General features: G+C 58.3%; 14 protein-coding genes. 13 read left to right on the top strand and 1 reads right to left on the bottom strand.

Annotated elements, in window-relative coordinates; translation table 11 throughout:
• Nucleotide 1: 1 nt before the first annotated feature.
• Nucleotides 2-259 carry a transglycosylase gene (locus AC1DX3_RS00720; RefSeq protein WP_476987312.1) on the bottom strand — a complete coding sequence of 86 codons (258 nt, stop codon included), beginning with the start codon at nucleotides 257-259 and terminating at the stop codon, nucleotides 2-4.
• A gap of 153 nt (nucleotides 260-412) precedes the next feature.
• Here AC1DX3_RS00720 and AC1DX3_RS00725 point away from each other — a divergent pair, with 153 nt between their 5' ends.
• From AC1DX3_RS00725 to pyrH, 13 genes are all read left to right on the top strand, one after another.
• The gene (locus AC1DX3_RS00725) at nucleotides 413-1,477 is read left to right on the top strand and encodes a COX15/CtaA family protein (RefSeq protein ID WP_476987313.1); all 1,065 of its coding nucleotides are present in this window, start codon (nucleotides 413-415) and stop codon (nucleotides 1,475-1,477) included.
• A 272-nt stretch (nucleotides 1,478-1,749) separates the two neighbouring features.
• A complete protein-coding gene (gene rplM, locus AC1DX3_RS00730) occupies nucleotides 1,750-2,223 on the top strand; it encodes a 50S ribosomal protein L13 (protein ID WP_476987314.1) in 474 nt (157 codons plus the stop codon).
• Nucleotides 2,224-2,225: 2 nt separating this feature from the next.
• Nucleotides 2,226-2,714: a 30S ribosomal protein S9 gene (rpsI, locus tag AC1DX3_RS00735; protein ID WP_476987315.1), complete on the top strand. Its 489-nt coding sequence runs from the start codon at nucleotides 2,226-2,228 to the stop codon at nucleotides 2,712-2,714.
• Between the two features lie 97 nt (nucleotides 2,715-2,811).
• On the top strand, nucleotides 2,812-3,747 hold the full coding sequence (argC, locus tag AC1DX3_RS00740) for an N-acetyl-gamma-glutamyl-phosphate reductase (RefSeq protein WP_476987316.1): 936 nt from the start codon (nucleotides 2,812-2,814) through the stop codon (nucleotides 3,745-3,747).
• Nucleotides 3,748-3,776: 29 nt separating this feature from the next.
• Nucleotides 3,777-4,028 carry a DUF1467 family protein gene (locus tag AC1DX3_RS00745; protein WP_476987317.1) on the top strand — a complete coding sequence of 84 codons (252 nt, stop codon included), beginning with the start codon at nucleotides 3,777-3,779 and terminating at the stop codon, nucleotides 4,026-4,028.
• A 1-nt stretch (nucleotide 4,029) separates the two neighbouring features.
• On the top strand, nucleotides 4,030-4,518 hold the full coding sequence (locus AC1DX3_RS00750) for a GyrI-like domain-containing protein (RefSeq protein ID WP_476987318.1): 489 nt from the start codon (nucleotides 4,030-4,032) through the stop codon (nucleotides 4,516-4,518).
• Nucleotides 4,519-4,612: 94 nt separating this feature from the next.
• Entirely contained in the window at nucleotides 4,613-5,926 is a 1,314-nt protein-coding gene (gene proS, locus AC1DX3_RS00755) for a proline--tRNA ligase (RefSeq protein WP_476987319.1), read from the top strand.
• Nucleotides 5,927-5,930: 4 nt separating this feature from the next.
• On the top strand, nucleotides 5,931-7,217 hold the full coding sequence (locus AC1DX3_RS00760) for a lipoprotein-releasing ABC transporter permease subunit (RefSeq protein WP_476987320.1): 1,287 nt from the start codon (nucleotides 5,931-5,933) through the stop codon (nucleotides 7,215-7,217).
• On the top strand, nucleotides 7,210-7,908 hold the full coding sequence (locus AC1DX3_RS00765; protein ID WP_476987321.1) for an ABC transporter ATP-binding protein: 699 nt from the start codon (nucleotides 7,210-7,212) through the stop codon (nucleotides 7,906-7,908). The genes AC1DX3_RS00760 and AC1DX3_RS00765 overlap by 8 nt, the downstream gene beginning before the upstream one ends.
• 273 nt (nucleotides 7,909-8,181) lie before the next feature.
• Nucleotides 8,182-11,616, top strand: a complete 3,435-nt coding sequence (gene dnaE / locus AC1DX3_RS00770; RefSeq protein ID WP_476987322.1) for a DNA polymerase III subunit alpha — start codon at nucleotides 8,182-8,184, stop codon at nucleotides 11,614-11,616.
• Between the two features lie 189 nt (nucleotides 11,617-11,805).
• Nucleotides 11,806-12,582 (top strand): 30S ribosomal protein S2, encoded by a 777-nt coding sequence (gene rpsB / locus AC1DX3_RS00775; RefSeq protein ID WP_476987323.1) that lies wholly within the window; start codon nucleotides 11,806-11,808, stop codon nucleotides 12,580-12,582.
• Between the two features lie 254 nt (nucleotides 12,583-12,836).
• A complete protein-coding gene (tsf, locus tag AC1DX3_RS00780; RefSeq protein ID WP_476987324.1) occupies nucleotides 12,837-13,757 on the top strand; it encodes a translation elongation factor Ts in 921 nt (306 codons plus the stop codon).
• A 154-nt stretch (nucleotides 13,758-13,911) separates the two neighbouring features.
• A complete protein-coding gene (gene pyrH, locus AC1DX3_RS00785) occupies nucleotides 13,912-14,643 on the top strand; it encodes a UMP kinase (protein WP_476988018.1) in 732 nt (243 codons plus the stop codon).
• Nucleotides 14,644-14,651: the final 8 nt, after the last annotated feature.

Raw genomic sequence — 14,651 nt, forward strand, 5'->3', positions numbered from 1 at the left:
TCTAGCGACGCTCGGTAATGCGGCTGAGGTGGAACAGGCCCAACAGGACGATGCTGCCGACCAATGATATGGTCAGGGTTGAAAAGAAGTGATCGTCGAGCATTTCGGCGGAGCGGACAAAGAAGTTAAGCAAGATGGCGCCGAAGATCGCCACGAACAGATTGACCGGAAAGCTGAACTTGCTCTTGGTCATCAGGTTGGCGATCCAGCCGACGAGAAACCCGGCCAGGGTAGCGAGAATGTAGTTTTCAGCCGTCATGTGAGCACAGTTTTCTTTTATTCCACGCCTTGAAATCGCCGCTTCGCTGTGGGCAAATCACCGCGGCCGAAGCGCCTTTCATCCCCATCTGTTACAGTCAATTGAAGGCGACAGCAAGGATTTGCGCGTGGAATCAGGCCAAAGTCATTGAGTATGCGAGGCGTTGACGTGCGACTTCCCCTGAAATCCCCGATGGTTGCGGCCTGGCTGTTTGTGGCGGCCTTGCTGGTCGTCGCCATGGTCTGCGTCGGTGGCGCGACGCGGCTGACCGAGTCGGGCCTGTCGATCACCGAATGGAAGCCTGTGACGGGAGTCCTGCCGCCGGCCGGCGACGCGGCCTGGCAGGAGTCGTTCGACAAGTACAAGCAGATTCCGCAATATAAGCTCATGAACGCGCATATGACGCTCAGCCAGTATAAGGGAATTTTCTGGTGGGAGTGGGCGCACCGCCTGTTGGCCCGTTTGCTGGGCGCGATCTACGTCCTGGGCTTTGTCGGCTTCCTGCTGGCGTCGCAGATTCCGGCGCGACTGATCTGGCGCTGCGGCGTCCTGGTCGGTTTGATCGCCTGTGAAGCCGTTATCGGATGGTGGATGGTGTCGAGCGGCTTGGCAACGCGAGTCGAGGTGGCGCCTGAGCGTCTGATGATCCATTTGTCGATGGCGTTGCTATTGTTGATGGGCTCGGTGTGGACCGGGCTGGAAGCCAATAACGGCGAGGGCAGGGGGCGGGGTGCGCCCTTTGCGTGGAGGACGTCGACCGGTGTACTCTTGGGTATCGTGGTGCTGCAATGCCTGCTGGGCGCCCTGGTCGCCGGCAACCGTGCCGGCCTGGTCTATAACGACTTCCCCATGATGAACGGTCAGTTCTTTCCGCCGGTCGATTGGTCTAAAGGCGTTGGTTACAGCTTCCTCCATGACCAGGGTCTGGTGCAGTTCATGCACCGCCTCAACGCCTATGTCCTGTTGATCTATGCCATTACCTATGCGGTCGTCCTGGTGCGCAAATGTCAGGATGATGGTATAAAGACTCTTGCGGCGGTTACGGCCGTTCTGGTCTGCATCCAGGCGGCTTTAGGTGTTGCGACCTTGATCAGTGTCGTCAATATTCACTTCGCCTTTACGCACCAACTGGTCGCGGTTTGCCTGGTTATCCTGGCTACCAGCCTGACCTGGAAGGTGGCGCGGGCGGATCGCGTTTTTAGAAGTTCGGGATTTTAGGGGGAAGTCATGGGTAGTTTTTCGGTTTGGCATCTTATTGTTCTGGCCTTCCCGATCGCGGCGGCCGTTACGGTGCTTGTCGTGGTCATCAATGGGACCCGACGTAAAAAGAAGTGAAAATAATTGCGGTAATTTAATACCTAAGTCAAATTTTTCAACAAAAACAAAGCCGTGTGCGAATATTTTTGTACGCACGAGCGTTGACATAACGGTATGCCTCCCGTATATCCGCGCCTCTTCTCCGTTTAGGCGGACAATCAAGGAATTCTGACATGTTAACTTCGACCACCGCGGCCTTGAAGCCCGCCGATGTCGCGAAGAAGTGGATCGTGATCGACGCCGAGGACGCCGTGCTTGGCCGTCTCGCCTCCTTCATCGCCATGCGTCTTCGCGGCAAGCACCTGCCGACCTACACCCCGCACGTCGATTCCGGTGACTATGTCATCGTGATCAACGCCGACAAGGTGCACCTGACTGGCAAGAAAGAAAACGAAATCTTCTATTGGCACACGGGTCACCCCGGTGGCGTCAAGCAACGCACGCTTGGCCAATTGCTGAACGGCAAGTATCCGGAACGCGTCCTGACCAAGGCCGTCGAACGCATGATGCCGAAGGAAAGCCCGCTGGCTCGCGGCCAAATGACCAATCTGCGCCTCTATAGCGGTGCGTCCCATCCCCACGAGGCTCAGCAGCCGGAAGTCGTCGACTTCAAGGCGCTGAACCGCAAGAACGCCCGGAGCGTCTAAACATGTCCGACATCCAAGCTCCCGCACAAGGTCTCGAAGCCCTCGCGTCCCTGTCGTCGAACCCCGCCGAAGCCAAGATCGAGCGCGTTCAGATCCTCGACAAGTACGGCCGCGCCTATGCCACCGGCAAGCGCAAGAACGCCATCGCCCGCGTCTGGATCAAGCCGGGTTCCGGCAAGTGGGTCATCAATGACCGCACCCAGGAAGTCTATTTCGCCCGCCCGGTCCTGCGCATGATGATCGCTCAGCCGCTCAACCTGACGGACCGCGCGTCGCAGTTCGACGTCTTCGTCACGGTTGTCGGTTCCGGCCTGTCCGGTCAAGCCGGCGCCATCCGTCACGCCCTGTCGAAGGCCCTGACCTATTATGAGCCCGGCCTGCGCCCGGCCCTGAAGGCTGCCGGCTTCCTGACGCGTGACTCGCGTGTCGTCGAACGCAAGAAGTATGGCCGTGCGAAAGCCCGTCGTTCCTTCCAGTTCTCGAAGCGTTAATCCGCACGGATTTTGCTATCCTGCGAAAAGCGCTTCGGGCAACCGGAGCGCTTTTTTCTTTGCCTTTTTTGGCCCTTTTGGGTTGTGAGAAATGTCCATGTCCAAGGTTTTCATCGACGGCGACGTCGGCACGACGGGTTTGCAGATACGTCAGCGGTTGGAAGGCCGCAGCGATATCGAACTGATCCGTCTGCCCGACGACAAGCGCAAGGATACGGAAGCTCGTCGCGAAGCCCTCAACAGCGTCGACGCGGTCATCCTGTGCCTGCCGGACGATGCGGCGCGGGAAGCCGTCGCCCTGATCGAAAATAAGGATGTCCGGGTTATCGATGCGTCGACGGCGCACCGCACCGACGAAGACTGGGTCTATGGTTTCGCCGAGATGACCGCTGGTCAGCGCGACGCGATCCGGCAATCGAAGCGCATCACCAACCCAGGTTGCTATGCCACGGGCTTTATTGCCTTGATGCGGCCGCTGGCCGAAGCCGGCCTCGTCCCGCCCTATTGGCCGACGACGTGCAATGCCGTGTCCGGCTATTCCGGCGGCGGCAAGTCGATGATCGCGGAATTCGAAGGCGGCGGTACGGCTGACAATTATCGCATCTACAAGACCGACCTGAACCACAAGCACCTGCCGGAAATGACCTTCTACGGCGGGCTGGAATCGCCGCCGTTGTTTATGCCGGCGGTCGGGCGTTATGCTCAGGGTATGATCGTCGAATTGCCCCTGCAATTATGGGCGTTACCCGACGAGCCGGACCTGGCGAAACTGCATGAAGTCCTGGAAGCGGCCTATGCCGGGGAACGCTTCGTGACCGTCGCCAGTCTCGAGGAGTCGAAGGCGACCAAATCGTTGCAGCCGGAAATGCTCAATAACACTAATCAATTGTTGATCCATGTATTCGGCGACGAACTGGGGCAGCAGGCACGCCTGGTCGCCGTGCTCGACAACCTCGGCAAGGGGGCGTCCGGCGCCGCTGTACAAAACCTCAATCTGGTATTAGGTGTCGATGAGGCGCTGGGCTTAACGTAAACCGCGCTTAAGTTGAAGGACACAACATAATGAACCCGATCACATGGCTGGCCATCTATCTGATGATCTGGTGGGTGACCTTCTTCGCCATCCTGCCTTTGTGGAACGTCACGCCGCACGAAGCCGGCACCGAGACGATCAAGGGCAACGATCCGGGTGCGCCGATCACCCATAATCTGTGGAAAAAGGTCTGGATCAACAGCCTGGTCGCCCTGGTCGTGTGGGGTATCGTCATGCTGTTCATGTTCGTCATCCATATCCCGTTGCCCGAGATCAATTGACATGCTGTCCGATCCCGAGATCATCACGACGCCGGACCGGCCATATATTTGTATTCGCGCCCTGTCCAAGTATGACGACCTGCCGTCCACGATAACTGTCGGGCTGGGTCACGTATCGATGTGGTTGAGCGCGCATCCGGAGGCCAAGCCGGACATTGCCATAGCACGCTACCGCCGCATGACCCGTGAAGGTGCCGCGGTCGATATCGGCTTTACCTTGGCCGAACCTGTGGCCGGTGACGACCAGTTCCATGTTGGACTTTTGCCTGGTGGACGGTATGCGATGATCAAACATATCGGGCCTTATACCGAGCTGCATCAGGCACACGCGGTGCTAAACGATTGGCGGCCGGATATGGCGCGCGACGTCGCACAAGGCCCTGAAGGACTGGATTGGAGCGGACTGGTCGATATCTACGCCACCAATCCCAAGGGTCAGCCGGACCCGGCTCGCTTTGAGGCCTACGTCCTGCAGAAGCTCAAGGATTAGGCCCAAATCCGCCGCATTTCTTACGCAAAGCCTCTTCACGGCGGCAACCCGACCCTCTAGGGTGCGCCAACCCATAGCCATACGGATTCTCACCATGCGCCTGTCGCGCTTTTTCCTGCCCTTGCTCAAAGAAAACCCCGCTGAGGCACAGATCGTCTCGCACCGTCTGATGCTGCGCACCGGTATGATTCGCCAGGAAGCTGCGGGCATCTATGCCTGGCTGCCACTGGGTTTCAAGGTGCTGAAGAAGATCGAAAAGATCGTCCAGGAAGAAATGCAGCGCGCCGGCGCCATCGAATTATTGATGCCGACCCTGCAACTGGCTGACCTGTGGCGCGAATCCGGCCGTTACGAAGACTATGGCCAGGAAATGCTGCGCATCAAGGACCGCCACGAGCGCGAGATGTTGTACGGGCCGACCAATGAGGAAATGATCACGGAAATCTTCCGCGGTACGGTCAAGTCGTACAAGGATCTGCCGCTCAATCTGTTCCATGTGCAATGGAAGTTCCGCGACGAGCAGCGCCCGCGCTTCGGCGTCATGCGCGGCCGCGAATTCCTGATGAAGGATGCCTATAGCTTCGATATCGACGAAGCGGCAGCGCGTAAATCCTATAATCGTATGTTTGTGGCTTACCTTAATACCTTTGCTCGCCTGGGGTTGAAGGCTGTGCCGATGCGCGCCGATACCGGTCCGATCGGCGGCGATCTTAGCCACGAATTCATCATCCTGGCCGATACCGGCGAAAGCGCCGTTTTCTGTCACAAGGATCTGGTCGACATGCCGGCACCGGGCCATGACGTCGACTGGGACAATTTGCAGCACATTTTCGAGGAACGCACGTCGTTGTATGCTGCGACCGAAGAGATGCACGATGTCGAGGCCTTCGCCAAGGTGCCGGCAGACAAGCAATTGTCGGCGCGCGGTATCGAGGTCGGGCACATCTTCTATTTCGGTGAAAAATATTCCAAGCCGATGCGCGCCGTGGTCAATGGTCCCGATGGCGATATCACAGTCCACATGGGTTCGTACGGCATTGGTGTGTCGCGTCTCCTGGGCGCCATCATCGAAGCCAGCCACGACGACAACGGCATCATCTGGCCGGAAAGCGTGGCCCCGTTCGACTGCGCCGTTATCAATCTGCGCGTGGGTGATGCTGCCTGCGATATCGCGTGCGAGGAGGCCTATAAGGCTCTCCAAAAAGCCGGCAAGGACGTGTTGTATCACGACAGCGACGATCGTCCTGGCGCCAAATTTGCCTCCATGGACCTGATCGGTGTTCCGCATCAGTTGATCATCGGGCCGAAGGGATTGGCCGACGGCAATGTCGAATTGAAGAACCGCGCCACCGGCGAGCGGCAGATACTGCCACTGGTGGCCGCTTTAGCACAATTGACCGGGGTCTGATCATATGGGCTTTTTCCGGTCGTTGTTCGGCTTCAAGGCGTGGGAATTCGACCTCGCCATGCGTTACCTGCGCACGCGGCGCAAGGACGGCGGCATAGCGGTGATCGCCATTATCAGCTTTATCGGCATCATGCTGGCCGTCACGGCGCTGATTAGCGTGCTGTCGATCATGAACGGTTTTCGCGACGAGATGATGTCGCGCACCCTGGCTTTCGGTGGGCATGCCGATGTTGCCGGCGCGCCGATCCGCGATTTCGCCCATCGCGACGAGATGGTAAAGCGCTTGCTGGCAGTGCCTGGCGTCACGGCGGCGACGCCATTTATTGATTCCCCTGGCCTGATCCAGTCCAGCAACGGTGCGACAGCGCTCGCCTATATGCGCGGCGTGCGACCGGAAGCCTTGACGGAAACGCCGATCATCGCGAAGACCGTCGAAAAAGGTGGTTCGATCGACAAGTTCGGTGTTGGCGACTATGGCGGCAATACCATCATGATCGGCGATGGGGTCGCCAACCAGATCGATGCCATTCCTGGCGATGAGGTGACCTTAACGTCACCGGGTGGATCGACGGCGTTTGGTGCCGTGCCACGGCGAAACACCTATGTTATCGGCGGAATTTTCAAAAGCGGCGTCAGCGAGATCGACAAGGCCTTTGTCTTTATGCCGTTGGAACAGGCGCAGATGTTCTTTGGCCGCGATGACGAATGGGACGCTGTCGAACTCAAGGTCGACAAGCCGTATGACATCGCGAAGTTCCGCAAGCCGATCATGGCGGCGGCCGGGGAGGGGGCGCTCTACGCCGACTGGACCGAACAGAACGCTTCGCTATGGGGCGCCCTGAAGGTGGAGCGCACGGCCATGCGGTTCATCCTGTTCTTTATCGTCATTATCGCCATGATGAATATCGTTTCGGGTATTGTCATGTTGGTGAAAAACAAGACACGCGACGTCGCCATCCTGCGCACCATGGGGGCGGATCGTTCGTCGATCGCGCGGGTCTTCTTTATTGCCGGCACCAGTATCGGGGCCGTCGGCACCCTGTCGGGCTTGGTTTTAGGGGCGTTGTTTTGCATCTTCATTCATCAGATTCAAGATGCGATCGAATGGATTTTCCGTATGAAAATCTTCCCGGCCGACATCTACTATCTCGACCATATTCCGGCACGGATGGAGTTGTCGGAAGTTGCTTTCGTGGTGATTTCCTCGCTGCTGGCCGCCAGCATTTCGACTCTGTTCCCGGCCCTGTGGGCGTCCAAGCTCGAACCGGTGGAGGCCTTGCGCTATGAGTAGTGTGTTAAGCCTCAAGGGGCTGCATCGCGATTACGATACGGGCGAAGGCCGCAAGTTGGCCGTGCTCAAGGGCGTCGACCTCGAGGTCAATGCCGGCGAATTGGTCGGTTTGGTCGGGCCGTCGGGCTCCGGTAAGTCGTCGTTATTGCATGCCGTTGGCTTGCTGGAAGCTGCGCCCAATACGCGGTTGATCATCGACGGTCAGGATTTCGCCAAGGCCAATGACGATCAGCGAACCCAGGCGCGTCTGCACAAAATCGGTTTCGTCTATCAGTTCCACCATCTGTTGCCGGAGTATACGGCGCTCGGTAACGTCGCCTTGCCCCAGCGCATTCTCGGCCGACCGACGAAGGAATGCGAGGCGCGGGCGCGGGAATTGTTGACGGCGCTCGGTTTGGGGGAACGACTCGATCACCTGCCGGCGCAACTGTCGGGCGGTGAACAGCAACGTGTTGCCGTGGCGCGTGCCCTGGCCAACAAGCCGCGTTTGCTGCTGGCTGACGAACCGACGGGCAATCTCGATCCCAACACCTCGAAACAGGTGTTCGAAGCCTTGAAGAACGTCATCAAGGAGCAGGGTGTCGGCGCCCTGATCGCCACCCATAATCTGGAACTGGCCCAGCATATGGATCGCGTGGTGCGCCTTGAGAACGGCGTGCTGGTGGAAGCCGACGTCAGCGTCGCTTTATAGTTCGCAAAATCTTCTGTCGTTTCAGCGTGTTGTCATTTTGTTCACGGTGGATGAAAGTTTTCCCTTGGCTGTGGAACAAAAGGAGAATATAGAACAAAGCATGAATTGATGTTCGGAAGAGCAAATCAAAGGATGTGGAAAAATGGTCAGCGCTGTTCATAACCTGTTGTCATTCGCCGCCGTTGCGGGCTTTGTTGTCCTCATGTGTCACCTGCTGACTCTGGCCTCTTGAGTCGGAGACAGTCGTGAGGCCCGCCTGCAGGAGTGCGTGTCGTGAGCGATCAATTTGTCCATCTTCGGGTCAGGTCGGCCTATTCCCTTCTTGAGGGGGCGATCAAGGCCTACGACATGGGCAAGTTGGCGCTGAAAAACGAAATGCCGGCTGTCGGCATGACCGACCGCTGCAATCTGTTCGGAGGTCTTGAATTTTCCCAGGCGTGCAAGGATTCCGGTATTCAGCCTATTATCGGCTGCGCTCTGCCAGTGAAGGGCATAGGCGGCACGCCGACCGAACGGTGGGGCAAAATACCGACCATCGTCCTCTATGCCCAGAACGAGCAGGGCTGGCTCAATCTCACGAAATTGTCGTCCGTCGCCTATGTCGAGGCTGATGCGATGGAGGAGCCTCACGTCACCTGGGACGAGGTTGTCGCTCACAATGACGGTCTGTTGCTGCTGTCGGGTGGTCCTGATGGTCCGGTCGACGTCCTGTTCAAGCAGAACCGGCCAGAAGAGGCGAAGGCCGCTTTGCGATCCATGCTTGAGGTGTTCGGCGATCGCTTTTACATCGAATTACAGCGTCACGACGGCAGTATCCACGGTGGCGTCAAGGGCAGCATAACCGAGGCCGGACTGGTCGACTTTGCTTATAGCAACGATGTCGCCCTGGTGGCCACCAATGACGTCCACTTTGCCTCCGCCGACCTCTACTCCGCCCACGAGGCCCTGCTGTGTATTTCGGACGGCGCTTTTATGGGCCAGGAAGATCGTCGCAAAGTGACGCGCGACCACTGGTTCAAGCCGGCCAAACTGATGCGCGAATTGTTCGCCGACTTGCCGGAAGCCTGCGACAATACCGTGGAAATTGCTCGGCGCTGCGCCTTCATGGTCAGCAAGCGCGATCCCATCCTGCCGCGTTTCGACACTGGCGCCGGCCGCAATGAAGCCGAGGAATTGGCCTGGCAGGCGCGCGAAGGATTGAAGATGCGCCTGTCGCAGGTTCAGTTGGCCTTTCCCGCCGAAGACTACTGGGCGCGTTTGGAGCGCGAAATCGGCGTCATTCAGAAGATGGGCTTTCCGGGCTACTTCCTGATCGTTTCCGACTTTATCAAATGGGCGAAATCGCACGGCATCCCGGTAGGACCAGGGCGGGGATCGGGCGCCGGCTCCGTCGTCGCCTGGGCATTGACCATTACGGACCTTGATCCGTTGCGCTTCGGTCTGCTGTTCGAACGCTTCCTCAATCCAGAGCGGGTCTCCATGCCCGACTTCGATATCGACTTCTGTCAGGAGCGGCGCGAAGAGGTCATTTCCTACGTCCAGCAGAAATACGGACGCGATCGGGTGGCTCAGATCATCACCTTCGGTACATTGCAGGCGCGCGCCGTTCTGCGCGACGTGGGACGGGTGATGCAATTGCCGCTGGGGCAGGTGGACCGTCTGTCCAAGATGGTGCCGAATAATCCGGCCAATCCGACGACCCTGGCCCAAGCCATCGAGATCGAACCGCGCTTGCGCCAGGCGCGCGACGAAGAAGAGACCGTCAAGCGATTGCTCGATACGGCATTGAAACTGGAGGGGCTTTACCGCAACGCTTCGACCCACGCCGCCGGTATCGTCATTGGTGATCGTCCACTGACGGAACTGGTGCCCCTCTATCGCGATCCGCGTTCCGACATTCCCGCCACCCAGTTTAACATGAAGTGGGTTGAAAGCGCAGGCCTGGTCAAGTTCGACTTCCTCGGACTGAAGACCTTGACCGTGCTTGATCGCGCCATGAAATATCTGCTCAAGCGCGGCGTTGAGATCAATTTCACAACCCTGCCGCTCGATGATGCGCCGACCTATGAGCTCCTGGCGTCGGGCCAGGCGATCGGGGTGTTCCAGCTTGAAAGCCAGGGCATGCGCGACACCCTGCGCAAGTTGCGGTGCGGATCGCTGGAAGAGATAACCGCCTTGATCTCGCTTTATCGTCCGGGCCCGATGGACAATATCGATACCTATGTCGACCGGAAATTCGGCCGCATGGAGATCGATATGCTCCATCCCAGCCTGGAGCCGATCCTCAAGGAGACTTACGGCGTTATCATTTATCAGGAACAGGTGATGCAGATCGCCCAGATCCTGTCGGGCTATAGCCTCGGTGAAGCCGATCTGCTGCGCCGCGCCATGGGTAAGAAGAAGAAGGAGGAAATGGACCTGCAAAAGGCGCGCTTCATTTCCGGCGCCGCTGAGAATAACGTCCCCGAAAGCCAGGCCGATTTCATTTTCGAACTGGTCAACAAGTTCGCCGGCTACGGTTTCAACAAGTCGCACGCCGCCGCCTACGCCTTTATTTCGTACCAGACGGGCTATCTCAAGGCTAACTATCCGGTCGAGTTCTTTGCGGCGACCCTCAGCCTGGATATCACCAACACCGATAAACTGGCGGTGTTCTATCAGGACGCGCGACGCTTCAATGTCGTCATCCGTCCGCCCGATATCAATCGCTCCATGGCCGATTTTGACGTTGAAAACGGCGAGGTGCTGTACGCGCTGGGCGCTATCCGCAATGTTGGCTTCGAAGCCATGTTGAGCGTTGTTCAGGCGCGGGAGGAGGGTGGCAAGTTTACAGACCTGTTCGACTTCCTGGAACGTATCGATCCGAAATCGGTCAACAAGCGGGCGCTGGAAAATCTTGCCAAGGCGGGCGCCTTCGACTCCATACATCCCAATCGGGCGCAAATCGTCGGCGCCGCTGACGTCCTGATTGCCTATGCCCAAAGCATGGCTGCCGACCGCGCTTCGTCGCAGGTCAGCCTGTTCGGCTCCAATGAATCGTCTCGGCCGCGCCTGCCCAATATTCCGGCGACTTCGGGGCCGGCGCGTCTTGATGAGGAATTGGCGGCGATCGGCTTCTATCTGTCGGGACACCCGTTGCAGGACATGGTCGAGGTATTCAAGCGCCGGCGCATTACTCTTTATGCCGAAGCACTCAGCCTGGCCGCCGAAGGTCAGGAAGCCTTCCGCATGGCCGGTGTCGTGCGGCGCCGCCAGGAACGGGCAGCCGCGGGGTCGGGCGAAAAGTTCGCCTTTGTCACCCTGTCCGACCCGACGGGCGAATATGAAGTGCTGTTCCCACCGGAATCGCTGCGCAAGAACCGCGACCAACTCGAGCCCGGCGCTTCGATCGTTCTCAAGGTCCGTTGTAAGGGCAAGGACGGTGAAGTGCGCTTCTTTGGGGACGACGCAGGGCCGATGGCCGCTACCTTGAAAACCGACGACCTCGGCCTGAAAGTCTATGTATCGGCGCAGATCATCGATCTCGCCAGTCTGCGCGCACAGCTCGAAGCGGCCAAGGCCGAGCGAGGGAGTGAGATCAGTCTGATGACCGACCTGGGCAGCGAAGGTCAGATCGAATTCAAATTACCGCAGCGCTATAATCTCGACGCGCATCTGCGCGGCAGCCTCAAGATGACGCCCGGCGTTTTGTATTTCGAAGACGTTTAGTTACAAAAGCATGGTTTTTCTTTTGTCTGAGGGTTGCTTTTTTTTGAAATTGTGAATAGGTGCACGCCATCTCACACGCAGATGTGCGCCATTATCCTCATGATAATAGCGTTCCGAGGTCGAGAGGGGCATGGGTCCTTCAAGGCTTTTCTATCTGCGGAGGATTATCGGAAGAAGGATACGACTCTCATGGCTATGCCAGAAATCTCTATGCGCCTTTTGCTCGAAGCTGGCGCGCACTTCGGTCACCAAACCCACCGTTGGAACCCGAAGATGGAACGCTACCTGTTTGGTTCGCGCTCCAACATCCATATTATCGACCTGTCGCAATCGCTGCCGCTGTTTCACCAGGCCCTCTTAAAGGTCCGTGAAGTTGCTGCTGCCGGTGGCCGCGTCCTGTTCGTCGGTACCAAGCGCCAAGCCCAAGGCCCCGTCGCCGTCGCCGCCAAGCGTTCGGCGCAATATTACGTCAACCACCGCTGGCTGGGCGGCACGCTCACCAACTGGCGCACCATTTCGGGCTCGATCGCTCGTCTGCGCGAGCTGGAACAGGTTCTCGACAACAATCCGGCCGGCCGTTCCAAGAAGGAACTGCTGACCCTGACGCGTGAACGCGAAAAGCTGGAACTGAGCCTCGGCGGTATCAAGGACATGGGCGGCATCCCCGATCTGATGTTCGTGATCGACACCAATAAGGAAGGCATTGCCATCCAGGAAGCCCGCAAGCTCAACATCCCGGTTATCGCCATCCTCGATTCGAATTCGGATCCCGACGGTATCACCTATCCGGTCCCCGGCAATGACGACGCCGCCCGCGCCCTGCAACTGTACTGCGACCTGGTCGCCGACTCGGTTCTGGACGGCCTGGCCGCCGGCCAAGTCGCTTCGGGCCGCGATCTCGGCGCCGCCATCGACCCGATCGAGCCTGCCCTCGCCGAGCCGGCCGAGGCTTCCACTGAAGCCTAGTTTTTCTATGTGGGGCTTCCCATATAGCGGCTTCCCCAAAGTAGTGTGCGCAGCTTAAAGCCGGGTCGAAAACCCAGATTAGAGCGAAGTGACTTTTGGTAGAATGTCATTTCGCTCTAATCATTTGTTTTTGACGCGCAATTTATCCAAAAAGTGGGAGGCACTTTTTGGATTGCGCTTTAAGCCGTTGCTCAATTGACATGAATGGCCGGTAAGACGGCTGCATCTGAAACTTTTGATTCTGGAGACACTCCATGGCTGAAATCACAGCAAGCCTCGTCAAGGAACTGCGCGAAAAGTCCGGCGTCGGTATGATGGACTGCAAGAAAGCCCTGACCGAAAACAATGGTGACATCGAAGCATCGATGGACTGGCTGCGTACCAAGGGCCTCAGCAAGGCCGCGAAGAAGGCTGACCGCGTTGCCGCCGAAGGCCTGGTCGTGGTCGCCACCAAGGTCGATGGCAAGGGCATGACCGCCGCTGCTGTTGAAGTCAACGCCGAGACCGACTTCGTCGCCCGCAACGAACTGTTCCAGACCGTGGTACGTCACGCCGGCCAGGCCGGCCTGACCGCCAGCAGCGTCGAAGACGTCGCCGGCGCCGTTCAGGACGAGATCACCAACCTGATCGCCACGATCGGCGAAAACATGGTTGTGCGTCGTTTCGACAAGTTCACCGTCGCCGAAGGCGTCGTTGCATCCTACATCCACAACGTCATCGCTTCGCCGGACCTCGGCAAGATCGCCGTTCTGGTCGCTATCGAATCCGCTGGCGACCCGGACGTGTTGAAAGACATGGGCCGCAAGATCGCTATGCACGTCGCGGCTACCCAGCCGCTGTCGCTGTCGGTCGAGGACCTGAACCAGGAACATGTCGAACGCGAAAAGGCCATCCTGACCGAACAGGCCAAGGAATCCGGCAAGCCGCTGCAAGTCATCGAAAAGATGATCGAAGGCCGCATCCGTAAGTTCTACGAAGAAGTTGTGCTGCACAAGCAAGCCTTCGTCATGAACCCGGATCAGACGATCGAGCAGTTGGTGGCCGAAACCGCCAAGACCCTCGGTACCCCGGTCAAGATCACCGGCTTCACACGTCTCGCCCTCGGCGAAGGCGTTGAAAAGCCGGTCGCCCTCGATTTCGCGTCGGAAGTTGCTTCGATGACGGGCGGCCAATAAGCTTATCCATAAAGCTTCCCCATAAATCTACCCATTCAGGGGCGCGGCATTTGACATGTCCGCGCCCCTTTGTCTATTCAAAGACAACGCAAAGCGCTAAAGCGACGCTGCCACGCGTCGCCTGACTGATTCACCGGAGCTCCCCATGACCGATATGCCGACCGCGACGCCTTCAGAGCTGAAATACAAGCGCATCCTGCTGAAGATTTCCGGCGAGGTCCTGATGGGCGATCAGGGTTTTGGGATCGACATGAAGACGGTCCAGGCCGTGGCAGAGGAAGTCGCGGATGTCGCTCGTCTCGGTGTCGAATTGTGCCTGGTGATCGGTGGGGGTAATATCTTCCGCGGCCTGTCCAAGGCCGCGGTCGGGATGGAACGCTCCAGCGCCGACTATATGGGCATGTTGGCGACCGTCATGAATGCCCTGGCCATGCAGAACGCCCTTGAAAAACAAGGCATCGACACCCGCGTTCAATCGGCAATCCAGATGAACGCCGTATGCGAGCCCTTCGTGCGCCGCCGTGCCATCCGCCATCTCGAAAAGGGCCGGGTGGTCATCTTCGCCGCCGGGACCGGCGCGCCCTATTTCACCACCGATACCGCCGCGGCTCTGCGAGCGGCGGAAATGAACTGCGACGCTCTGTTCAAGGGCACTTCGGTCGATGGCGTCTACACCGCCGATCCGAAGCGCGATCCTGACGCCAAGCGCTACGACGTCCTCGACTATCTCGAAGTTCTGTCGCGTGACCTGCGCGTCATGGATGCGTCGGCTGTGTCGCTGATGCGCGAAAACGATATTCCGATCGTTGTCTTTTCGATCCGTACACCGGGCGCCCTGCATGAGGTCATTCACGGCCAGGGTACCTACACCGTCATTTCGCAATAACACAAAGG

The organism is Asticcacaulis sp. P2_B1 (genome assembly GCF_056404915.1).